At 62.6% G+C, this 22,617-nt stretch carries 20 protein-coding genes and 1 pseudogene; 3 read left to right on the top strand and 18 right to left on the bottom strand.

Going from position 1 to position 22,617, the window contains the following annotated elements:
• Positions 1–13: 13 nt before the first annotated feature.
• Genes RY1_RS03620 through RY1_RS03610 form a run of 3 tightly spaced genes read right to left on the bottom strand, consistent with a single transcriptional unit; the run spans position 14 to position 2,109 of the window.
• Positions 14–781 (bottom strand): 2-phosphosulfolactate phosphatase, encoded by a 768-nt coding sequence (locus RY1_RS03620; protein WP_072802081.1) that lies wholly within the window; start codon positions 779–781, stop codon positions 14–16.
• 18 nt (positions 782–799) lie between these two features.
• Positions 800–988 (bottom strand): hypothetical protein, encoded by a 189-nt coding sequence (locus RY1_RS03615; RefSeq protein WP_072802307.1) that lies wholly within the window; start codon positions 986–988, stop codon positions 800–802.
• 8 nt (positions 989–996) lie between these two features.
• Positions 997–2,109, bottom strand: a complete 1,113-nt coding sequence (locus RY1_RS03610; protein ID WP_072802080.1) for a GGDEF domain-containing protein — start codon at positions 2,107–2,109, stop codon at positions 997–999.
• A 294-nt stretch (positions 2,110–2,403) separates the two neighbouring features.
• Here RY1_RS03610 and RY1_RS03605 point away from each other — a divergent pair, with 294 nt between their 5' ends.
• Positions 2,404–3,819: a sugar porter family MFS transporter gene (locus RY1_RS03605; protein ID WP_174565310.1), complete on the top strand. Its 1,416-nt coding sequence runs from the start codon at positions 2,404–2,406 to the stop codon at positions 3,817–3,819.
• A gap of 29 nt (positions 3,820–3,848) precedes the next feature.
• Complete coding sequence (locus RY1_RS03600; protein ID WP_072802078.1) at positions 3,849–4,205, top strand: universal stress protein; 357 nt, start codon at positions 3,849–3,851, stop codon at positions 4,203–4,205.
• A gap of 10 nt (positions 4,206–4,215) precedes the next feature.
• On the opposite strand, the gene nuoN is transcribed toward RY1_RS03600, so the two are convergent.
• The 15 genes and pseudogenes from nuoN to RY1_RS03525 form a co-directional block, all read right to left on the bottom strand.
• Positions 4,216–5,790 (bottom strand): NADH-quinone oxidoreductase subunit NuoN, encoded by a 1,575-nt coding sequence (gene nuoN / locus RY1_RS03595; RefSeq protein WP_072802077.1) that lies wholly within the window; start codon positions 5,788–5,790, stop codon positions 4,216–4,218.
• Positions 5,787–7,364, bottom strand: a complete 1,578-nt coding sequence (locus tag RY1_RS03590; RefSeq protein WP_072802076.1) for an NADH-quinone oxidoreductase subunit M — start codon at positions 7,362–7,364, stop codon at positions 5,787–5,789. Before RY1_RS03590 ends, nuoN begins: the two co-directional genes overlap by 4 nt.
• The gene (gene nuoL / locus RY1_RS03585) at positions 7,358–9,238 is read right to left on the bottom strand and encodes an NADH-quinone oxidoreductase subunit L (protein WP_072802075.1); all 1,881 of its coding nucleotides are present in this window, start codon (positions 9,236–9,238) and stop codon (positions 7,358–7,360) included. Before nuoL ends, RY1_RS03590 begins: the two co-directional genes overlap by 7 nt.
• 1 nt (position 9,239) lies before the next feature.
• The gene (gene nuoK, locus RY1_RS03580; RefSeq protein ID WP_068375643.1) at positions 9,240–9,539 is read right to left on the bottom strand and encodes an NADH-quinone oxidoreductase subunit NuoK; all 300 of its coding nucleotides are present in this window, start codon (positions 9,537–9,539) and stop codon (positions 9,240–9,242) included.
• Positions 9,536–10,258 (bottom strand): NADH-quinone oxidoreductase subunit J, encoded by a 723-nt coding sequence (locus tag RY1_RS03575; protein ID WP_072802074.1) that lies wholly within the window; start codon positions 10,256–10,258, stop codon positions 9,536–9,538. Before RY1_RS03575 ends, nuoK begins: the two co-directional genes overlap by 4 nt.
• Complete coding sequence (gene nuoI / locus RY1_RS03570; protein ID WP_072802073.1) at positions 10,255–10,758, bottom strand: NADH-quinone oxidoreductase subunit NuoI; 504 nt, start codon at positions 10,756–10,758, stop codon at positions 10,255–10,257. The genes RY1_RS03575 and nuoI overlap by 4 nt, the downstream gene beginning before the upstream one ends.
• A 22-nt stretch (positions 10,759–10,780) precedes the next feature.
• A pseudogene (gene nuoH, locus RY1_RS03565) lies at positions 10,781–11,998 on the bottom strand (NADH-quinone oxidoreductase subunit NuoH); the annotation flags it as partial.
• On the bottom strand, positions 11,995–14,382 hold the full coding sequence (locus RY1_RS03560; protein ID WP_072802071.1) for an NADH-quinone oxidoreductase subunit G: 2,388 nt from the start codon (positions 14,380–14,382) through the stop codon (positions 11,995–11,997). The gene RY1_RS03560 and the pseudogene nuoH, both read right to left, overlap by 4 nt.
• Positions 14,379–15,677: an NADH-quinone oxidoreductase subunit NuoF gene (gene nuoF / locus RY1_RS03555; protein ID WP_072802070.1), complete on the bottom strand. Its 1,299-nt coding sequence runs from the start codon at positions 15,675–15,677 to the stop codon at positions 14,379–14,381. Before nuoF ends, RY1_RS03560 begins: the two co-directional genes overlap by 4 nt.
• 1 nt (position 15,678) lies before the next feature.
• Complete coding sequence (gene nuoE / locus RY1_RS03550) at positions 15,679–16,506, bottom strand: NADH-quinone oxidoreductase subunit NuoE (RefSeq protein ID WP_072802069.1); 828 nt, start codon at positions 16,504–16,506, stop codon at positions 15,679–15,681.
• Positions 16,503–17,819: an NADH dehydrogenase (quinone) subunit D gene (gene nuoD, locus RY1_RS03545; protein WP_072802068.1), complete on the bottom strand. Its 1,317-nt coding sequence runs from the start codon at positions 17,817–17,819 to the stop codon at positions 16,503–16,505. Before nuoD ends, nuoE begins: the two co-directional genes overlap by 4 nt.
• Positions 17,819–18,481, bottom strand: a complete 663-nt coding sequence (locus RY1_RS03540) for an NADH-quinone oxidoreductase subunit C (protein ID WP_072802306.1) — start codon at positions 18,479–18,481, stop codon at positions 17,819–17,821. Before RY1_RS03540 ends, nuoD begins: the two co-directional genes overlap by 1 nt.
• Positions 18,469–19,023, bottom strand: coding sequence for a NuoB/complex I 20 kDa subunit family protein (locus RY1_RS03535; protein WP_072802067.1), 555 nt, complete (start codon positions 19,021–19,023; stop codon positions 18,469–18,471). Before RY1_RS03535 ends, RY1_RS03540 begins: the two co-directional genes overlap by 13 nt.
• Before the next feature lie 37 nt (positions 19,024–19,060).
• Positions 19,061–19,420 (bottom strand): NADH-quinone oxidoreductase subunit A, encoded by a 360-nt coding sequence (locus tag RY1_RS03530; RefSeq protein WP_072802066.1) that lies wholly within the window; start codon positions 19,418–19,420, stop codon positions 19,061–19,063.
• 226 nt (positions 19,421–19,646) lie between these two features.
• A complete protein-coding gene (locus tag RY1_RS03525; protein ID WP_072802065.1) occupies positions 19,647–20,030 on the bottom strand; it encodes a response regulator transcription factor in 384 nt (127 codons plus the stop codon).
• A 609-nt stretch (positions 20,031–20,639) separates the two neighbouring features.
• On the opposite strand from RY1_RS03525, the gene RY1_RS03520 reads away from it, so the two are divergent.
• The gene (locus RY1_RS03520; protein ID WP_139279701.1) at positions 20,640–22,058 is read left to right on the top strand and encodes an MFS transporter; all 1,419 of its coding nucleotides are present in this window, start codon (positions 20,640–20,642) and stop codon (positions 22,056–22,058) included.
• The last annotated feature ends 559 nt before the right edge of the window (positions 22,059–22,617 follow it).

Here is a 22,617-nt window from a genome sequence, read left to right as displayed (position 1 = left end):
GGCGTGCGTCACATCACGCCAACACCGCTTCGTCCGTGAAGCAACCGTTGCGAAGCACTGGAACTGTTCGGCTGCCGTCGACCTCGGCGGCAATGTCGACATCGGCAGCGAAGCCGATGTCGATCAGTTCCTGCCCGGAGGCACACTGGCGAAGACGGTCGTGCACGGCCGACGACACCGCTGTCCACGCATCGATCGCGACCCGGGCTTCGGGGGAGAACGAGCGTGCAGGATCACGCAGTGCCAATTCGGCGAGGACGTAGCCGGCGCCCCACAAGTCCTCCACAGCAGGCCGCAGTTCCCCGTCCGGCCAGCGTTCACCGGCGGCGACCACCGACACCACTGCGTTCGGTCCGACCGTGTGCGAGATCCATGACGCGACCGCAGCGGCGTTTCGCAGGCTCGCGCCTACACAGACGGTCGTCTCGGTGGACAGCGCCGAGGCGATGGTCGAACCGTTCGGTGACGGAAGCACGAGGCGGGCGGGAGCCTGACCCATTCGCAGCGTGGCCGGAGACAGGCTGATCTCGCCCGCTCGCGCAACCGAACGCCCGACGGCCAGTGACGCATCTTGGCTACGCGCCAGGGTGCGAGCGGTCTCGTCCCGTGAGTGCCAGGGGATCACGTGGGTCCCTCGATCCAACGCCACCGAGAGCGTGGTGGTGAAGGAGAGAACATCGACGACCACTGCGACGTCGGATGCCGGTGCGAGTGCCGCGGCGCCGGACGGTCCCCAGTCGAATCGACCGTTGTGTGACAGTTGTCGGTGGGCAGGGTTCACCGAGTGTTTCTAGCACGATCACAGCAGGGAAAGGTGACCGTGCTCCACCATCGATTGAGTGCCCTCGTACGGCGACGGGCCCTCGGGCGGCCCGAGAATCTGGCGTACGACGAGAGTTGCCAGCGCGGCGAGTAGCGCCACCACGACGACCACGGCTACGACCGTCAGTAGCCGTCTGGGTCCTCCGAAGAGATCGTTCGAGCTCATGGGCTCCATCATGAGCTATCGGCAGGACCGTGATGGCACCGGCCCATGTCGTCCGCGGGCCCGTCGATGACGACGGAGTTTCCGCCGCGTCGTTTGGCCTCGTACATCGCCGCATCCGCTCGATCGAGCAGTCGATCGAGCGATGTCGACAGATCGCGTACCGGAATCGGGCGAAAATGAATTCCGATGCTGGTCGTGGTGAGCCCGGCCGAATTGCACGCGGGGATCGATGCTCTCAGCCGATCGGCCGCGGCTGCAGCGGCGTGCAACGACCCGGTGACGACTGCGACGAATTCTTCACCCCCGGTGCGCGCGGTGACTGCAGGAGCCGGGAAGACGGCCACGATGGTCTGCGCAGTTCGTCGCAGGACGTCGTCGCCGTAGCTGTGCCCGTAGTTGTCGTTGACCGACTTGAAGTTGTCGAGGTCCACGACGATGACCGACACTCCGATCTGTTCGGGGGCGTTCAACACCGCCACCGCAGCGTCGAGTCCTCTTCGGTTGCGGAGACCCGTCAACGGGTCGAAGTGTGCGACAGCGGCGTCCTGCCGAAGGAACATGAGGAACGACTGAGTCAGGACCGGTGACGATACGAGGACGAGTATCAGAACGATGAGGTAACCGGTGTACTGAGCGAAGTACGCACCGGGCTCGGACACGGCGCGCACGTAGAGGACGGCGCACGTCGCGACCGCCCAGAGCTGATGTCCGACGAAGACCTTGGCGCTGTGGAATGCGGCGACATAGTTTCCGGTGACGCCGAGGAGCGCTGCACACGGCAGAATGGCGGTGGGCCCGTCGAGCAGAAGCAGGACGGTCGCGACACCCACCTCGGAGTAGACGACGAACGCGAGCGACCAGGTCAGCGACGGGAAGGGTCCTCGAATCCACAGGTATCCGACACCGATGGTCGTTGCGGCGATGAAGGCGAGTACCCACTGCGCCGCACCGATGTTCGCGGCGAACGGGGTGAACAGTGCCAGCGTGCACGCGACGCCGTACATCCAGCAGTAGAACCCGATGAGAACGCGTGTTACGCGCAGCATCGGGTGCGTAAGGGTGTAGCCGACCGTCCAGGCGTAGTCCGACGGTTGAGACCACCATGCACGCAGTGAACCCATCGAAGAACCTCTGTACTCCCTGTCCCCGCCGACCCGATTGCACGTATTCAATCAGAACAAGAGACTGGGCGGTCGGAAAGGCGACGGCCGTGACGGTCCGATGGCCCGATGGTCGCCGCAGTCGATCCTTCACGGCACATCCTCGGGTGATCTGGTGGCTACGAAACCGCTGGTGGTATCGATTCAGTGACGCGTATGGGACGATGAAGCGCTTGTGATCCAGTTCTCAGCCGACTATGAATATGTAAAGACATACGTACAAGGGAAATCGGCAGTGGACCAGATGGGATCGAGATGACCCGCAGTAACGGATCGGCCGGCATAGCTCTTCCGCCGGACACAGCAGGGAAACACAGCCATCGGCTCGGCATCATCGCGGTGATCGCAACCTTCGGTGGTCTCTTGTTCGGCTACGACACCGGCGTCATCAACGGCGCACTGGAGCCGTTGAAAGAGGATCTCGGGCTCAGTAGCTTCACCGAAGGCTTCGTGGTCAGCATCCTGATCTTCGGCGCAGCAATCGGGGCGCTCGTCGGTGGCCGGTTGTCGGATGTGTACGGCCGACGCCACAACATCCTGCTGTTGGCGATCATCTTCATGGTCGGCACGCTCGGGTGTGTACTCGCGCCGAACTGGGAAACTCTTTCGGTCTTTCGATTCGTCCTCGGTCTCGCCGTCGGTGGGGCCTCGGCGACAGTGCCGGTGTATCTCTCGGAGATCTCGCCGGTGGAGCGACGGGGCAGTGTCGTCACTCGCAACGAGGTGATGATCGTCAGTGGGCAGTTCGCGGCTTTCATCATCAACGCGATCATCTTCAACGTATGGGGTGAACACGCGTCGGTGTGGCGCTTCATGTTGCTCGTCGCCGTCGCGCCGGCCATCGTTCTGTTCGTCGGAATGCTCCGGATGCCCGAAAGTCCACGTTGGCTCGTGCTCCAGGGGCGCGACGACGAAGCCCTCGAAGTGTTGAAGCAGGTCCGATCGGACGAGCGCGCCGAGGCGGAGATGGCAGAGGTCCATCGCCTCGCCGAAGAGGAAAAGCTGTCCAAGACGGGCGGTGCGACCGACCTGTCCGTCCGATGGATTCGTCGTCTGATCTACATCGGTGTCGGTCTCGGCGTATTTCAACAGTTCACCGGAATCAACTCGGTGATGTACTACGGAACCCAGCTGCTGGGGGATGCCGGATTCTCGGCCAATGCTGCGATCGTGGCCAACATACTGAACGGACTGTTCAGTGTTCTCGGCATCACCGTCGGCATCTACCTGATGAACAAGATCGACCGACGCACGATGCTCATCGGCGGATTTGCACTGACCACCACATTCCATCTGCTCGTCGGATTGTCAGCGCTGCTTCTGCCGGACGGCACGCTCAAGGCGTACTTCATCCTCGTCTTCGTCGTGCTCTTCGTCTTCTGCATGCAGGGCAGCATCGGACCGCTCGTCTGGTTGATGCTCGCAGAAATCTTCCCCTTGAAGATCCGAAGCTTCGCCATCGGGATCTGCGTATTTGCGCTGTGGATCGCCAATGCGGCTGTTGCGCTTCTCTTTCCGCCGATCGTGTCGGCGCTTGGGATCGCACCGACGTTCTTCATATTCGTCGTGCTCGGCCTGATCGCGCTGGTTTTCATCGTCACTCAGGTTCCCGAGACACGCGGCCAGTCGCTCGAAGAACTCGAAGACCGGTTCCGCAAGGAATACTCGTAGCGGTTCGACAATCCGAGAAAGGTAGTGACATGTCAGTTCTGGTTGCAGTAACCGACAGCCCCGAGGGTATTTACTCCCTCTCCGCCGCTGCCGAAGAGGCGGCGTTGCTGAGCACCGATCTGATAGCGGTGAATCTGACGCTCGGAAAGCTGGACCTGACGGTCTTGCCCGAGGACTGCAAGGTAGTCGTCGTCGAGCGAGCAGGACGTGAGGACCGCGATCCGGTCGCCGCAGTCCTCGACGAGCTCGAGGAGTATCCCGACGTCACGCGCCTCGTGATCGGGATCAGGAAGAGAAGTAGAGTGGGAAAAGCCCTGCTGGGCAGCGTGAGTCAGCGGCTCCTCCTCACGTCACCGGTATCGGTCCTGGCGGTCAAGGCGCCGTAGACCCCGGTTGTCACCGGAGTAGTAGTGCCGCGTCGGCGAGGTTCAACAAGGGCTGTGGAAACAGCCCGAACACGACGGTCGACACGACTCCGAACCCGATGGCGGCAAGCGTGGCGAAGCTCGGTGTGACGACGGCCGGAAGTCGGCCGTCGTCACCGACTTTCGCGTCGGCGAAGAACATGAGCACGATCACTCGCACGTAGAAGACTGCGGCAATCGCGCTGCTGACTACGCCGACGACGACGAGCGGGACTGCTCCGCTCCCGGCGGCGGCCTGGAAGACGGCGAACTTACCTATGAATCCACTGGTCAGCGGTATTCCCGCAAACGAAAGTAGAAGTAAGGCGAACATCGACGCCAACAGCGGGGACTTACGGCCGATGCCGGCCCATCGAGATATGTCGCCGACCTCACCCGTCTCGTCACGCACCATCGTCACCACCGCGAACGCCGCCACCGTACTGAAGCCGTAGACGAACAGGTAGAACAGTGTGGCCGACAGACCCTGGGCGTCGAGAGCGATGATTCCGGTGAGGATGAAGCCGGTGTGCGTGATCGACGAGTACGCGAGCATGCGTTTGATATCGGTTTGCGTTACCGCGAGTACCGAACCGAGCAGCATGGTCGCGATAGCAACCGCCCACAGGGCGGGCCGCCAATCGTCCTGCAGTGCGGGCAGCGCGACGTAGAACAGCCGCAGCATCGCACCGAACGCGGCGATCTTGGTGGCTGCCGCCATGAAAGCGGTGATGGGCGTAGGCGCGCCCTGGTAGACGTCGGGGATCCACGAATGAAACGGGACAGCACCGACTTTGAACAGCAGGCCGACCCCGGCGAGCGCGGTACCGAGCACGGCAAGCACGGTGCTGCCCGATCCCTGCCCGAGCGCCTCGCCGATTCCGTCCAGTTCCGTCGTCCCCGCGTACCCGTACAGCATCGCCGTGCCGAAAAGAAAGAATGCGGACGAATAGGCGCCCAGGAGAAAGTATTTCATCGCGGCTTCCTGCGAGAGCAACCGTCGGCGACGAGCCAGGCTGCACAAGAGGTAGAGCGGCAGTGAGAAGACCTCGAGCGCCACGAACATGGTGAGCAGGTCGTTGGAGGCAGGAAACAGAAGCAGGCCGCCGAGTGCGAACATCGTGAGCGGAAACACTTCGGTCTGTGCGGCGCCCGCATGGGTAGCCTGGCGTTCGGCGAGACTGCCAGGTACCGCCGATGCCTGCGGGGCAAAAGAGTCCGCGCGCGTGCGCTCGAGTCTGCGCTCACCCACGAGCAGAATCGAGGGTATGGCAACGAGCAGCAACGTCGCTTGCAGGAACAAGGTCGGGCCGTCGACCGCGACCGAACCCATGACGGCGCGAACACCCGTCGAATCCGACGAGGCATACGACACGCACAGCACTGCTACCGCCACCGAAGCGGCAAGTGCGCCGCCCAGCGCAAGGACCATCTGCGTACGGTAGCGCGCACCTCTCGGCATGAAGGCCTCGACGAGAACACCCAGTATCGCGACGCCGAAGACGATCAGCATCGGAGACAGTTGGCTGTACTCCACGCTCGGTGCGTCGAGAATTCCATTGTTCATCGGTGGCCTCCGTCCTGGGTCGCCTCGGCGTCCTGCGCTGGTTGGGCCGGAAGTGGATCCTGGAGATCGACCGCGGTCATGGTTGTCCGGACTGTCGGGGAGACTATGTCCAACAACGGTTTCGGGTAGACGCCGAGAACTATCAGCAGCGCGATCAGCGGCGCCATCACCGCCAGCTCGCGCGGGCCGAGATCCTTCACCTCGTCGTTCTCCGACGATCGGGGTCCGGTCATGATGCGCTGGTAGAGCCAGAGCACATAGACAGCCGACAGCACCAAAGCACTGGTCGCGACGACGGCGGCAACATGGTATCGAGCGAACGTCCCTATCAGAACGAGGAATTCGCTGATGAACGGCGCCAGTCCCGGAAGTGACAGCGTTGCCAGTCCCGCGATCAGGAAAGTGCCTGCGAGGACGGGCGCCACTTTCTGAATTCCGCCATAGTGCGCGATGACCCGAGTGCCTCGCCTCGACACGAGAAATCCCGCAACGAGAAAGAGTGCGGCCGTCGAGATGCCGTGATTGACCATGTAGAGCGTGGACCCTGTCTGCCCCTGTGTCGTCATCGCGAAAATCCCCAGGATGATGAAACCGAAATGCGAGATGGAGGTGTACGCGATCAATCTCATGACGTCGGTCTGTGCGATGGCAAGGATTGCACCGTAGACGATTCCGATCACGGCCAGCGTGACGATCACCGGCGCGAAGTACTTGGACGAGTCGGGGAACAGGTGTAGGCAGTATCTGAGCATCCCGAAGGTGCCGACCTTGTCCACAACAGCCATCATGAGTACCGCCGTTGCAGGCGTCGACTCGACGGCGGCGTCCGGCAGCCACGAATGGAAAGGCCACAGTGGTGCCTTCACCGCGAACGCGAACATGAATCCGACAAAGAGCGCATTGAGCACCGACGAGCTCACTCCGAGCTCACCTGCCGACGCCGCCGCGGCGATCTCCCGGAATCCGAACGTGCCCCCGTCGAACGCGTCGGATCGTGCTGTGACGATGTAGAGCCCGACGACGGCAGCCAACATGACCAGTCCGCCGACGAGGTTGTACAACAGGAATTTCACGGCTGCGGCCGCCCTGCCCTTGCCACCGAATCCGCCGATGAGGAAATACATCGGGATGAGCATGGCCTCGAAGAACACGTAGAACAACAGCACGTCGAGTGCGCAGAACGACATCAGGACCATCGATTCGACGATCAGAATCGATGCGACATAGGCGTGAGCGGACTTACCGGGCCGAACGTCGTTCCATCCCGCCACCAGCAACAGTGGAAGAAGGACAGTCGTGAGCAGTACGAGAACCAACGCGATGCCGTCGACGCCCAACTCGTAGCGGGCGCCGAACGACTCTATCCACCAGTGTGATTCGATGAACTGGAAGCTCTCACCGCCGGGTTCGAAACGGATGGCGAGCACAACGGCCACGGCAAGGGTCAGAAGTGACGTCGTCAGCGCGGCGACCTTGGCGACCTCGGGTCGAGTCCTCGGTGCAAGGACGGCTGCTGCGGCCCCGATCAGCGGAAGGATCCACAGGGTCGTCAGCCAGGGAAATGACGTCACCACACCATCACCGCCACCATCATGGCGACCAGAACTGCCGTTCCGGCCAACATCGTCAGCGCATAGGAACGAACGTAGCCGGTCTGTACGTTCCGAATCCGCGAGGACAATGTCGATACACCTGCACCGACGGCCTGGGTGGCCCCGGATATCGCGGCGTCGTCGAATCGTGCGGTCGCACGAGTCAATCGCTGTCCAGGACGCATCAGGGCGGCTTCGTTCAGTGCGTCACCGTAGAGGTCGACTCGCGCGGCTGTGGTGAACACCGAGACGGACTGGGGCGCAGCGGACGGAATGGGCTTGCGTGCGTAGCGCGCGTACGCGAGCGTGACTCCCGCTGCGACGACTCCGAGTGCCAGCACCGTCACGACCCATGCGGGGATCACATGAGCCTCATCGGCTTCACCGACTACAGGTTCGAGCCAGTGCGTCAGCGAACCACCGAGCGTGAGCAGGGCGCCTGCAGCAACCGATCCGACGGCAAGGACGATCATGGGCGCTGTCATCACCGGCGGGGATTCGTGCGGATGCGCCTCGGGTTCCCATCGAGCGTCACCGAAGAAGGTCATGAGCATCACGCGGGTCATGTAGAACGCAGTGAGACCGGCACCGAGGAGAGTGACAATGCCGAGCACGGTGCCGTGAAGTCCTCCCGCGCCGAACGCGACCTCGATGATCTTGTCCTTGGCGAAGAAGCCGGAGAACGGTGGAATCCCGATGATGGCCAGATATCCGAGTCCGAAAGTCACGAACGTGATCGGCATCGCAGTGCGCAACGCTCCGAACTTGCGCATGTCCACCTCGTCGTTCATTCCGTGCATGATCGAGCCTGCACCGAGGAACAATCCTGCCTTGAAGAAGCCGTGTGTCAGCAGCAGCATGATCGCGAACGTGTAACCCGCAGGGCCGAGACCTGCGGCGAGGAACATGTAGCCGATCTGACTCATCGTCGATGCGGCCAGAGCTTTCTTGATGTCGTCCTTGGCGCAGCCGATGATCGCGCCGAACAGCAATGTCACTCCGCCGACGATCACCACGGCAGTCTGTGCGGCAGGTGCGGATTCGAAAATCGGCCCCGACCTGACGATGAGGTACACACCCGCCGTCACCATCGTGGCGGCATGGATCAGCGCAGAGACGGGTGTCGGGCCCTCCATCGCGTCGCCGAGCCACGATTGCAGCGGTACTTGCGCGGACTTGCCGCATGCCGCCAACAGTAGAACGAAACCGAGCGCGGTGAGCGTTCCGTTCGATGCGGCGTCCGAACCGGCGAACACGTCGGCAAAGGACACGCTCCCGAAAGTGGTGAACATGATCATCAACGCGACCATCAGACCGATGTCGCCGACACGGTTGACGATGAACGCCTTCTTCGCTGCCGTCGCGGCCGACGGTTTGAACTGCCAGAAGCCGATGAGCAAGTAGGACGCCAGACCGACGCCCTCCCATCCGACATAGAGGCCGAGGAAGTTGTCGGCGGTCACCAACAGCAGCATTGCGGCGAGAAACAGGTTGAGGTAGGCGAAGAATCGTCTTCGGTCCGGATCCTCGGCCATGTATCCCACGGCGTAGACGTGGATGAGTGTGCCGACTCCGGTGATCAGCAGAACGAAGCACATCGACAGCTGATCGAGCCGAAAGCCGAAGTCCACCTGCAGCTCTCCCACCGGTATCCAGCTGAAGAGGGTGTCGGACACTGCACGATCCTCGGCGGGTGTGCCGAGCATGTCCACGAACAGAACCACCGCGAACACAAAGGCAAGAGTCGACATCGCTGTGCCCAGCAGATGGCCCCATCGGTCCGTTGCGCGTCCGCCCAGCAGCAATAGTGCAGCACCGGCCAAGGGCAACGCGGGGAGAATCCAGAGCGCGGTCACGTCAGTTCTTCAGCAGGTTTGCGTCGTCGACCGAGGCCGAACGCCGGGTGCGGAAGATAGTCATGATGATCGCGAGCCCGACCACCACTTCGGCCGCCGCGACGACCATCGTGAAGAACGCGAACACCTGGCCCTCCAGATTTCCGTGCATTCTCGCGAATGTCACGAATGCCAGATTCGCTGCGTTGAGCATCAACTCGATGCACATGAAGACCACGATCGCATTGCGGCGCAGAAGAACTCCCGCGGCCCCGATCGAGAACAGCAGTACCGACAGATAGAGGTAGTTCTCCGGGTTCACAGTTCGTCGCCTTTCCGGTGGCCTCGGTGCATCGGATTGACCGAGAGCTCCGACAGCGAACCGTCGGGAAGCCGCGCGGGCCAGTCGACCGCGTTGTGCCGCGCATACACGCCAGGACTCGGCATCGGTGTGACGTGTGTGCCGTCCCTGAAGCGTTGTTCGGAGAGTGCACGCTGACCTTTTCGTTCCTCGAAATGCTCACGGTGCGCGAGGATCATCGCGCCGACCGTGGCGACGATCAACAGTGCGCCGGTGAGTTCGAACGCCCACAGGTATCGAATGAAGATCAGCTCCGCGAGACCCTCCACGTTGCCGCCTGCGTTGGCCGCGCCGAGTCCGACGAAGTCAGGCCGGCCCGATTCCACCGAGGCGTTGCCGATTGCTCCGATCACCACGAGCCCGAAGCCGAGTCCTGCGGCGACGGCGGCAGGCCGCTGTCCTTTCAGAGTTTCGGTGAGCGAATCGGCCGAATCCACACCGACGAGCATCAGCACGAACAGGAACAGCATCATGACCGCACCGGTATAAACGACGATCTGGACGACACCCAGGAACAACGCACCCTGCGCGATGTAGAAGACGGCGAGAATGATCATCGTGACGGCGAGGAACAGAGCTGAATAGACCGCTTTGGTGGCGCACACCATCGCTACCGCACCGAGAACGGCAAGCCCGCCGAGGAGCCAGAACTGGACGGCCTCGGCGGTCGATGTGGTCACCGGACCGTTCCTCGGTAGTAGTCCGCCGCGGTAGCTCCCTCGGTCATCGGATGTGGGGCCGGTTCCACGCCGGGTTGCAGCGGTGCCAGTAACCGGTCCTTCTCGTAGATGAGGTCGGCGCGGTTGTCGTCGGCAAGCTCGTAGTCGTTCGTCATGGTCAGCGCACGCGTCGGACAGGCCTCGATGCACAGGCCGCAGCCGATGCAGCGAAGGTAGTTGATCTGGTAGACCTGCCCGTACCGTTCTCCGGGCGAATACCGTTCCTCCTCTGTGTTGTCGGCACCCTCGACGTAGATTGCATCGGCCGGGCACGCCCACGCACACAACTCGCATCCGATGCACTTCTCCAAGCCGTCGGCATAACGGTTCAGCTGGTGACGTCCGTGGTAGCGCTGGGCCGTCGGCGCTTTCTCTTCGGGATAGAACTCGGTGACCGGCTTCTTGAACATCGTTGCGAACGTGACACCGAATCCTGCTATCGGACCGAGAAATTCAGGCATCGCTGCGCTCCTTCGTATGGGTTGGCAGGGATTGACCCGGCAACGGTGGTACCGGGAAGCCACCGGCCATCGGGTCGAACGGGGGCAGTTCCGTCGGCGGACTGCTCGACTCGGGTTCTCGGTGCAGCCTGCGCCACACGAACACCGCCGCAAGCAGAACCACGATTGCACTGACGACGACGAGAGCCGATGCCCAGGAGCCGTACCCCTCGAGACGGAACGCGCGAACGGTCGCGACCAGCACGATCCAGATGAGGGAGAGCGGAATCAGAACCTTCCAGCCGAGATTCATGAACTGGTCGTAGCGGAGACGGGGGAGTGTGGTCCGTAGCCAGATGAAGACGAAGAGGAACACCCACACCTTCGCGGTGAACCAGAGCACCGGCCACCAACCGGAATTCGCGCCGTCCCAGATGCTGATCGGGAACGGGGCGTGCCAACCGCCGAGGAACAATGTCGTAGCGAGGGCGGACACCGTCACCATGTTGACGTATTCGGCGAGCATGAACATCGCGAAATTCAGCGACGAGTATTCGGTGTGGAAACCGCCGACCAGCTCACCCTCGGCTTCGGGCAGATCGAACGGAGCACGATTGGTCTCGCCGACCATCGATGTCAGATAGATCAGAAACGACGGGAAGAGCAGAAAGATGTACCAGGTGCCTGTCTGTGCCGCAACGATTCCCGACGTGGACATCGTGCCTGCATACAGAAAGACGGCAGTGAACGACAAGCCCATCGCGATTTCGTACGAGATGACCTGGGCAGTGGATCTGAGGCCTCCCAGCAGCGGGTAGGTCGATCCGGATGCCCAGCCGGCCAACACGATCCCATATACGCCGACCGAGGTGACCGCCAGAATGTAGAGGACACCGACCGGCAGATCCGTCAGCTGCAGCGGCGTTCGGTGACCGAGGACCGATACCTCGGGGCCGAACGGAATCACGGCGAACGCCATGAACGCGGGGACGGCTGCGATGACGGGTGCCAGCAGATAGATCGGCTTGTCGACTCCCTTCGGGACGATTCCCTCCTTCAGCGCCAGCTTCACACCGTCGGCGAGGCTCTGCAGGATCCCACGCGGTCCGACTCGGTTCGGACCTACGCGCATCTGCATGCGTGCCATGATCTTGCGTTCGGCGAGAATCGCGACCAGCGGCGTCAGAATCAGGAAGACGAACACTGCGAGCGCCTTGGCAACGACGAGCCACCACGGGTCGATACCGAATCCGGCAATCATGTTCTCACCTCGATTGCGGGGCCGATGCGGACGGTAGCTCCATTGCCCACTGCCAACGCCGAGTTGACGTCCGAGCCGGGGGAGCGGCGCGGCAGCCACACGACACGATTCGGCAGATCGGTGATCGCCAAGGGCAGGGTGATGGCACCGCGGTCCGACGTCACCGTGACCCAGTCTCCTTCCGTCACACCGATCTCGTCGGCGGTGGCCCGAGACAGTCGTACCGCCGGTGTCCGGGCAGTGCCTGCGAGGTGAGGCTCGCCGTCCTGCATCCGACCGGAGTCGAGCAACATCCGCCAGGTGCACAGGATTGCTTGACCGGACCCGGGAGTACGTGGCACGGCCGGGGCGTGTCGAGGCGGGAGATGTCGTGGTCCCGACCACGACGGAAGCGCGTGAATCTCGGTTCGGGCGGAGGCCACGTCGGGGAGTCCGATCGGGGCCCCCATCTCCGCTGCCAGCGCATGCAACACTCGCCCGTCGGGCAGCGCTCTCGTCCCGGTCACAGCGACGTCGAACGGCCGGGGTCTGCCCTCCCAGTCCACGAAGGTGCCCGCTTTCTCGGTGACCGGCGCGACCGGGAAGACGACATCTGCGCGCTCGGTGACGCGACTGCGACGGATCTCGAGACTGACGACGAAGGACGCACCGTCGATCGCCGCCGCGGCCCCGGCTGGATCCGGCAGATCGGCAAGTTCGAGACCCCCGATGACGAGGGAGCCGAGAGTTCCTGTCGCCACGGCGTCGAGAATTCCCGAGCTGTCCAGGCCCTCGGTGTTCGGAAGGTGTGGGACGCCCCAGTACTCGGCGAGTTCGGCCGACGCGCGGTCGTCCGTGACCGGTCTGCCGCCGGGCAGAAGATTGGGCAGTGCTCCCATGTCGAGGGCTCCGCGGTCTCCTGCGCGCCGGGGAATCCACGCAACGGCGGATCCGGTCGTCTCGGCGAAACGGACTACGGCCGAAAGTGCTCCGGGTGATTCGGCGAGGCGCTCGCCCACGAGCACCACAGTGCCGGGGGTAGCGAAGAACTCCGACTCGGGTGAGCTCGCGAGACCGTCGAGTATCGCGGCCTCACCCGATGGGGCGCAACGGATCAGGCGCGCACCGAGTTTCGTGATCCCCGCAGATGCGAACGGAGCTATGGCGCAGACATTCTGATGCCTCGTCCTGACGGCCTTGCGGAGTCGAAGGAACACGATCGGCGCCTCTTCCTCCGGCTCCACACCGACGAGAAGAACTTCCGGAGCCTGCTCGAGCCGCTTGTAGGTGACCTCCATCGATCGCGCGGCGACGTGAGAGCCGAGGAACTCGGCTTCCTCCCGGCTGTGTGCGCGGGCCCGGAAATCGATGTTGTTGTTTCCCAATGTCACTCGCGCGAACTTCGAGTAGGCGTATGCATCCTCGACCGTCGACCTTCCGCCGACGAGTACACCGCTCCCTCGCTCGGTCGAGGCCAATCCGCGTGCCGCCGCGGCAAGCGCCTCGGACCACGACGCGGGTGCAAGTATTCCGTCCGGACCCCGAACGAGAGGGGTGGTCAGCCGGTCTCGCTCGGTCGCATAGGCGAACGCCCATCGGCCTTTGTCGCAGTTCCATTCTTCGTTGACGTCGGGATCGTCGCCTGCCAACCGGCGCAACACTTTTCCACGTCGATGATCGGTGCGCTGAGCGCAGCCGGCGGCGCAATGTTCACACGTGCTCGGCGTGGACACCAGATCGTACGGACGCGCTCGGAATCGGTAGGCTGCCCCGGTGAGCGCACCGACCGGGCAGACCTGAACGGTATTGCCGGAGAAGTACGATTCGAAGGGCTCGTTCTCGAAGATCCCGACCTGCTGGAGCGCGCCACGTTCGAGAAGGTCGATGAACGGGTCGCCCGCGATCTGCTCCGAGAATCGAGTGCAGCGTGCACACAGGACGCACCGCTCGCGGTCCAGCAACACTTCCGAGGACAACGGGATCGGTTTTGGGTAGGTCCGCTTGGTCTCGGTGAACCGCGACTCGGAGCGGCCGGCGGACATCGCTTGATTCTGAAGCGGGCATTCGCCGCCTTTGTCACAGACCGGACAGTCGAGCGGATGATTGATCAGCAGCAGCTCCATCACACCCTGTTGGGCTTTTGCCGCGACGGGTGAGCTGGCCTGAGTGCTGACCACCATCCCGTCCGTGACGGTGGTGGTGCACGACGCCAGGGGCTTGCGTTGTCCCTCGACTTCGACGAGACATTGCCGGCAGGCACCGACGGGGTCGAGCAGCGGATGATCGCAGAATCGAGGAATCTGGACACCGATCATCTCCGCGGCCCTGATGACCAGAGTTCCTGGCGCAACGCGCACTGGAACGCCGTCGATGGTGACGGTGACGGTCTCGATCTCGATGGTCATGAGGACAGAGCTCCTGCCATCAGCGTGCTGCGGTGTGGATCGAAGGGACATGCTGTGCCCAGATGGGCGATGTATTCGTCGCGAAAGTGTTTCAGCGACGACGTGATCGGGCTGACTGCACCGTCGCCGAGCGCGCAGAAGGACTTTCCCGCGATGCTGTCCGAGATGTCGAGAAGCGTCGTCAGGTCGGCCTCGGTACCACGACCCTCTTCGAGGCGAGCGTAGATCTGGACGAGCCAATAGGTGCCTTCGCGACACGGCGTGCACTTGCCACACGATTCGTGTGCGTAGAACTCCGTCCAGCGCCGCACCGCTCGGACCACGCAGGTGGTCTCGTCGAAAATCTGCAGCGCTTTGGTTCCGAGCATGGACCCCGCTGCGCCGACACCTTCGTAGTCCAACGGAACGTCGAGATGCTCCTCGGTGAAGATCGGTGTCGACGATCCGCCGGGGGTCCAGAACTTGAGTCGATGGCCCGCGCGGACACCACCGGACAGGTCGAGTAGCTCGCGGAGAGTGATGCCCAGCGGGGCTTCGTACTGCCCCGGCCGGGTGACGTGCCCGGACAGCGAATACAACGTGAATCCGGGTGACTTTTCGCTTCCCATCGACCGAAACCAATCGACGCCGTTCGAGAGAATCGACGGGACGCTTGCGATGGACTCGACGTTGTTGACCACCGTAGGGCACGCATACAAGCCTGCCACCGCGGGGAACGGCGGTCGCAGGCGTGGTTGACCGCGTCGGCCTTCCAACGAATCGAGTTGAGCAGTTTCCTCACCGCAGATGTACGCACCGGCACCAGCGTGAACGACCACTTCGAGGTCGAATCCGCTGCCGAGAATATTTCTTCCTAGGTATCCCGCTGCGTACGCCTCGGCAACCGCAGCATGAAGACGTCGCAGTACCGGCACGACCTCGCCTCGGAGGTAGATGTACGCGCGATGCGCGCGAATTGCGTAGGCGGCGATGATGATTCCCTCGAGCAGTACCTGCGGCGTCGCCAGTAGCAGTGGCATGTCCTTGCAGGTACCAGGCTCGGACTCGTCGGCGTTGACCACGAGGTAGTGCGGCTTGTCGTCTCCTTGGGGGATGAAGCTCCATTTCATACCCGTTGGGAATCCGGCACCGCCTCGTCCTCGGAGTCCTGCGTCCTTCACCAGTGCGATGACGTCGTCCTCGTGCATATCGAGAGCGCGGCGCAGGCCCACGTAGCCGTCATGACGCTCGTACGTCTCGAGCGTCCATGATTCGGGGTCGTCCCAGTATCGACTGAGCACGGGAGTCAATGGCACGTCAGTGTCCCTTCTCGGGCGGAACCGATTCCGTCGGCGCAGGGGCTGGCTTGTCCTTGGCCGACTCGGAGGCGGCAGCGTCCTCGGACCCGAGGGGAGCCGATCCGCTGTCCGTCGGAGCCGCGGCTTCAGGTGCCCGCATTCCTTGCTCGCGTGCAACGAGCAGCCCGGCCAACGTCGGATCACCCGGGCGGCCGCCTGCCTGCACGGCGCCGAGACGTTCGTCGGGGAAGCCTGCGAGGATTCGTTCGGTCTCGCGGAACGTGCACAGCGACGCACCCCGCGTCGGTACTACTTCCTCGCCGGAGCGGAGCGCGTCGACGACAGAACGTGCGGATTCCGGTGTCTGATTGTCGAAGAACTCCCAATTGACCATGACTACCGGCGCGTAGTCGCACGCAGCGTTGCATTCGACGTGAGTGAGAGTGATGTGTGCGTCATCGCCGCTGACGTGTTCGCGAAGCGCATCGTAGATCGCATCGCCCCCCATCACCGCGCACAGTGTGTTGGTGCAGACGCCGACCAGATAGTCGCGGGTCGGCTCGCGCCGATACATCGAGTAGAAAGTCGACACCGCGGCGACCTCTGCACCGGTGAGTCCGAGCCGGTCGGCACAGAATCCGATTCCCGTCGGGCTGACGTATCCCTCCTCGGCTTGCACCAGGTGCAGCAAAGGGAGCAGCGCCGATCGCGCCATCTGTGAATCGGGTTGCTCGGGCGGGGAATACCGGGCAACAATCCGATCTGCATCATGATCGAGACGTGCACGCACCGTGTCGGAATAGGGCGTGGGCCGACTGCCGAGCCGGACGAAAACGGGATCGCTCATCGATCGACTCCGCCCATCACAGGATCTATGCTGGCCACCGCCGCGATCACGTCCGCAACCATGCCTCCCTCACAGGTCGCCGCGACGGCCTGAAGGTTGGTGAACGACGGATCGCGATAGTGCACACGAAACGGTCGAGTGCCGCCGTCGCTGACCATGTGTACGCCCAACTCGCCGCGCGGCGATTCGACTGCGACGTAGACCTGGCCGGGAGGCACTCGAAATCCTTCGGTCACCAACTTGAAATGATGGATCAGCGATTCCATCGAGGTATCCATGATGTCGCGAACATGCTCCGACGAGTTGCCCATACCGTCCGGACCGACCGAGAGATCTGCCGGCCAGGCAATCTTCTTGTCGTCCACCATGATCGGACCTGGACGCAATCGGTCGAGGCATTGTTCGACGATCTTCGAAGACTCCTTCATCTCGTCGATACGCACCAGGTACCGGCCGTAGGCATCGCAACCGGTATCGATGCACACGTCGAACTCGTAGTTCTCGTAGCCGCAATACGGAGAGGACACACGCAGGTCGTGTGGCAACCCGGTGGACCGCAGCATCGGCCCCGTGATGCCGAGCGCCATGCACCCCGTCAGGTCGAGGTAGCCGATGCCTTTGGTGCGTGCCTTCCAGATCTTGTTGTCGTCCAGAAGATTCGACATGTCCGCGAGCCGGACGGGAAGCGTCTTCAACAGTTCTCGTGTCTTGTCCACGGCCCCGTCGGGCAGATCCTGGGCCAGGCCGCCGGGTCGAATGTATGCATGGTTCATGCGGAGACCGGTGATCATCTCGAACACATCGAGAATCAGTTCACGTTCCCGGAAACCGAACAGCATCGCAGTGACGGCGCCGAGTTCCATTCCGCCGGTGGCCAGAGCAACGAGGTGGGACGAGATTCGGTTGAGCTCCATCAGCAAGACCCGGATCACACTTGCCCGCTCGGGAATGTCATCGGTGATGTCGAGTAACTTCTCGACGCCCAAGCAGTACGCAGTCTCGTTGAAGAACGGCGACAGGTAGTCCATTCGGGTGACGAAGGTGACTCCCTGCGTCCAGTTGCGGTACTCGAGGTTCTTCTCGATACCGGTGTGCAGATACCCGATACCGCACCGTGCTTCGGTGACGGTCTCTGCCTCGATTTCGAGGATCAGCCTCAGCACACCGTGCGTCGACGGGTGTTGCGGACCCATGTTGACGACGATGCGTTCCTCGGGTGATTCCGCCGCGGATTCGGCTGCAGCAGCGACTATGTCGTCCCAGTCCTGTCCGGAAACGGTGAACGACTTTCCATGGTCTGCGATGTCGGTCATCAGTTGTACTCCCGCCGTCGATCGGGAGGAGGAATAGTGGCGCCCTTGTACTCGACCGGGATTCCTCCGAGCGGATAGTCCTTGCGTTGTGGGTGCCCTACCCAGTCGTCGGGCATCTCGATACGGGTGAGCGACGGGTGCCCGTCGAACACGATTCCGAAGAAGTCGTACGTTTCGCGCTCGTGCCAGTCGTTGGTGGGATACACCCCGACCAAAGTCGGAATGTGGGGATCCGATTCCGGTACGGACACTTCGAGTCTGATCCTCCGGTTGTGCGTGATCGACAACAGTGGGTAGACAGCATGCAACTCGCGTCCGTCGTTGTGTGGGTAATGGACGCCGTCGACCCCGAGGCACAGTTCGAACCGCAGCTCGGGGTCGTTGCGCAGAACCGTCGCCGAAGGAACCAGGTGTTCGCGCCGCACGTGCAGCGTCAGTTCGTCCCGAAACACCACAACAGACTCGAACGCTTCGTCGAACGACAGACCGCGTTCGGGGAGCGCACGCTCCAATTGGTCTGCGACGGCGTCGAAGTACCCCCCGTACGGGCGGGCCGTACTACCCACGGCATGGGTCGGTAGTACCAGCCTCCCGTATCCAGATGTGTCACCGGTACCACGGACTCCGAACATTCCACGTCGGTCGGACGTCACCGCAGCAATCCCTTCAGCTCGATGGTCGGCGCCGACTGCAGCGCGGCTGCCTCTGCGGCGCGGGCGACGGTCTCGCGGTCGACACCCAACGGCATGTCCTGAATTTTTTCGTGCAGCTTCAGGATCGCGTTGAGGAGCATCTCCGGGCGCGGCGGGCATCCCGGAAGGTAGATGTCGACGGGAACGACGTGGTCGACGCCTTGGACGATGGCGTAGTTGTTGAACATTCCGCCGGACGATGCGCAGACACCCATTGCGAGAACCCATTTCGGCTCGGCCATCTGATCGTAGATCTGGCGCAACACGGGCGCCATCTTCTGGCTGACGCGGCCGGCGACGATCATCAGATCGGCCTGTCTCGGAGAGGCACGGAATGCCTCCATTCCGAACCGCGCGATGTCGAACCTTCCCGAGCTGGTGGCCATCATCTCGATTGCGCAGCACGCCAAGCCGAACGTCGCCGGCCACAACGAGCCTTTCCTGACGTAGCCCGCGAGCCCCTCGACCGTGCTCAGCAGGAAGCCGCTCGGCAACTTCTCTTCGAGACCCATGTCAGACCCTTCTGTCGATGCAGCGGTGGAGGAGCGCTCAGTCCCAGCTGAGCCCCCCACGCCGCCATTCGTACGCGTACGCAACCGCAGCGCTGACGATGAACATCCCCATTGCCAGCAGGCCGAAGATGCCCAGCGCATCGAAGTGGACCGCCCACGGATAGAGGAAGACGATTTCAATGTCGAAAATGATGAACAACATCGCGGTGAGGTAGAACTTCACCGGATAACGACCCGCTCCCATCGGTTGCGCTGTCGGTTCGATGCCGCACTCGTAGGCGTCGAGCTTCGCTCGGTTGTATCGCCTGGGTCCGACCACGGCAGCGATGACTGCGGACACGACGGCGAAGGCGACTGCGACAGCACCCAGGGCGAGAATGGGGATGTACTCGTTCAACCTGTTTCACCTCTCCGCGTCTGCCTTGTGGGCAACTCAAGGAGCTCCGTCGGCCAAGAGGTCCTTAGCCGTTAGAAAAATGTGAGCTGAAACACAGCCTACCGGTGTGGGGGCCGGAGTTGTCATGATTTTCGGACTGCGAAGTAGGTGTGTCGTTCGAAAAGTTGATCTCGGGTCGGTCGGCAGCCGTCCGATCCGGGAACCGTTTGTGAATAAGGGGTTTCGATCAGCCGTGGAGAAGTTCGGTCACTGCCTGCGTCAGAACGAACGGGTCGATCGGATGCGGTACAGCGGCCTCCGCTCCTGACCACTTCGCCAACCACGCATCGGCCGGTCGGCCGGTGAGAACGACGAGGGGAGGGCAGTTGTTCAACTCGTCCCTCAATTGCTTGGCAACGCCCATGCCACCAGCCGGTGCAGCTTCCCCGTCGAGTATGGCCAGGTCGATTCCACCGGCGTCGAGATAGTGAACGACCATGGGCTCGCTCGCGACTTCGATGTACTCGAAAGTGGGCAGTGACGCGTCCGGGTGTGTGCCGATCGCCATAGTGACGTCGGCGCGCGTCGTGGTGTTGCTGCTGTACACGAGGATGCGCAACGGGGCGGTCACGAGTGGGATGCTACGTCCCGACGGTGAGCCTCGTCGCGGATTCGACGTACCTGCAGTGTTAGGTAAACCTTTGTCGGCCAACGGATCAGTGCCCTTCGATCAGTATTCGGGTGGGGTGAAGTAGTGGTTGCCGAATTCGACGATGTGGTCGAGGTCGCAGCGTGAGGACGGTACGGCGCAGCCGGGGTGGCGGCAGGTGGGGTAGTGGGAGCGGACCCACATGGCCAGTGCGGCTCCCGGGGTGTAGGTGAGCGCTCGCGGTGCTGGAGGCGCAGCCTGCAGTGCCGCACGTGAAGCAGCTTTGGGGACCAAACCGGCGGGATACGAGTGTGACGAGTACGCAACAACCCCCTGGCGTTCGCACGCCGGATCCAGATCGATCTGACTTGGTGTCCCCGTCGATACCACCGATCCGACCGTCGTCCACCTGAACGGCCTTCCCTATGTATTCACTTCTAGCTGACGCGGCAGTACTCGGCGGCCGTGTACCGAGAATTTCACCGTCGACGACCAAGCCCGCGCCGCGTCGACCGAACGACTGTTCAAACCGGTCGGTACGGTCGAGACGGCGACAGATGCGTTCGGTCTTTTCGAGAGAGGGGTGCTGTGTTGACCCGCGAAGTGTCGGACGTACTCACCGGGGCGGGCCGTGCCGTCTCCCCGCGCAAGCTCACGTTTGCGCTGTGCCTGGTGCAATTCGTCGACGTCATGTGCGTGACGATCGTCGTCACCGCGCTACCGCAGATGATCAGTGACTTCGGCGGGGCCACCGACAGTTCGGTGATCGCGACGGCGTATGCAACCTTTTTCGGTGGTCTGCTCTTGTTCGGAGCACGAGTAGGTGAACGCCTCGGTCATCGTCGCAGCATCCTCGCCAGCATCGCCGTATTCGCTGCGGCCGCAGCACTTGCTGCCCTAGCACCGTCGGCGTTCGTTCTTGCATCGGCCCGAGCACTTCAGGGTGCTGCTGCTGCATGCGCTGTCCCGTCGGCGCTTGCACTGCTGACTTCCCTCGCGCCCGACGATCGCCACCGGGCCAGGGCAATTGCGGCGTGGAGCGCGTCCGGCGCGGCCGCCGGAATCGCCGGCTATTTGGTTGCCGGCACCTTCGCGCAGTTTGGCGACTGGCGATTGATCTTTTGGTCGCTGCTGGCGATTTCCGCACTGCTTGCCATTCTGGTGTTGATGTACGTGCCCGACGATGTCGTAAACCGAAGTGCACTGCCGTTCAACGCACTAGGCGCGTTAACCGTGACCACCGCGATCATGCTGGTCGTCGTGGGTGCATCGGTGTTGGACGGGTTACGCCACTGGCTCCTGGCACTTGGGCTGTTCGCGTGCGCCAGCATCGCTGCCGCCGCTTTTCTTGCTGTGGATCGACGCTCGCGTAACCCGCTCGTTCCCTCCGCATTTGCGAAGATCGGCGCTGTCAGATGGGGCTCGGCCACCGCGTTCGTCAACACTGCCACTACCAGCGGTGGGGTTACAGTCTTGACTTTGTATCTGCAGAATCAGCTCGGATATTCGCCGCTGGCGGCTGCCGCGATTCTTATTCCCATGAGTGCTTTGGTCATTGCCGGATCCGTGACCGCCGGCAGATTCGACAGTCGAGTGGGAACCGGTAGAGCGGGCACGGTAGGAATGGGGTTTATTGCCCTGGGCCTCAGCGGACTCACAATTGGTTCGCCACAGCCGGTCGCCATGTTGACGGCCACGGCCGCAATGGGGTTCGGCCTCGGACTGTCCTCCGTCGCAAGCACCTCCACGGGACTATCGGTCCCCGGCGAACAGCGAACGATCGCCTCAGGCCTGGTCAATACAGCTGCGCAACTCGGCACCGCCATCGGCACCGCAGTGTTGCTGCTCCTGTCGAGCACTTTCGACGGCTCGTCCGACGTGAGCATCAGCGACCCGGTCGTTCCGCGGGTCGCGTGGTCATGTGCTGCGTTGACGGCGGCTTGTACAGCACTGGTGTGGTTCTACCGAACAGTCCGAGAAAGGCACACAGGATCCAAGCCACCAACGTGAACGGCACAATGGCCGATGTCAATATTCATCCGGGTGCTGATTGCACCGCCCTCGCTCGACCGCGTCGGTGTGCTTCTGGCCGTGGTCGACGCTACCGCGTCCGCTGAGCAAGCAATGGCGGGTATATGCGCATCCATCTCCGCGCCTTCCAAAGGTGACGTCCCAACCTACCGGCTCCGGCAACGTGCGTCGTCGTTGAATTCGACGTCCTCGACGAGGGTATTCTCGACGCCCAACACAGCGCGCCATAAGCAAGCGTTCTGCACGACGTTCTCCGTTTTTCAGTTGTGACCTTCGACAAGCCGAAACCTAGACGAGGGAAGGCGTGTGGACGTTCAAGCGCGATCAGTGATCCACGAACGTGTCACAAGAGCCGGATTTCCTGACGAACCGACTGCCCGCCACGTCAGAGTTAGGTTTGTCGTCGAGCAGATCGAGGGTGTGCTGCGGGAGCGCGGTTCGATGCGTCTTCGAACACTGACCCATCCCACCGACACACAGCTGGACGCCGTCGACCGGGTGATGGGAAGGCGCCAGCGTCTGAGCCTGTGCCTGTAGA

It is taken from the genome of Rhodococcus yunnanensis NBRC 103083 (assembly GCF_001895005.1).
GTDB classification, from domain to species: Bacteria; Actinomycetota; Actinomycetes; order Mycobacteriales; family Mycobacteriaceae; genus Rhodococcoides; species Rhodococcoides yunnanense.
Note: the sequence above shows the minus strand (reverse complement) of the source record. Positions and strands in the feature narration are given on the sequence as shown.

Bases quoted from the DNA above. Each gene is read 5' to 3' on its own strand.
- RY1_RS03615 (WP_072802307.1), bottom strand. From the start codon at position 988: ATGAGCTCGAACGATCTCTTCGGAGGACCCAGACGGCTACTGACGGTC.
- RY1_RS03610 (WP_072802080.1), bottom strand. From the start codon at position 2,109: ATGGGTTCACTGCGTGCATGGTGGTCTCAACCGTCGGACTACGCCTGG.
- RY1_RS03605 (WP_174565310.1), top strand. From the start codon at position 2,404: ATGACCCGCAGTAACGGATCGGCCGGCATAGCTCTTCCGCCGGACACA.
- RY1_RS03600 (WP_072802078.1), top strand. From the start codon at position 3,849: ATGTCAGTTCTGGTTGCAGTAACCGACAGCCCCGAGGGTATTTACTCC.
- nuoN (WP_072802077.1), bottom strand. From the start codon at position 5,790: ATGAACAATGGAATTCTCGACGCACCGAGCGTGGAGTACAGCCAACTG.
- nuoI (WP_072802073.1), bottom strand. From the start codon at position 10,758: ATGCCTGAATTTCTCGGTCCGATAGCAGGATTCGGTGTCACGTTCGCA.
- RY1_RS03560 (WP_072802071.1), bottom strand. From the start codon at position 14,382: ATGACCATCGAGATCGAGACCGTCACCGTCACCATCGACGGCGTTCCA.
- nuoE (WP_072802069.1), bottom strand. From the start codon at position 16,506: ATGAGCGATCCCGTTTTCGTCCGGCTCGGCAGTCGGCCCACGCCCTAT.
- nuoD (WP_072802068.1), bottom strand. From the start codon at position 17,819: ATGACCGACATCGCAGACCATGGAAAGTCGTTCACCGTTTCCGGACAG.
- RY1_RS03535 (WP_072802067.1), bottom strand. From the start codon at position 19,023: ATGGGTCTCGAAGAGAAGTTGCCGAGCGGCTTCCTGCTGAGCACGGTC.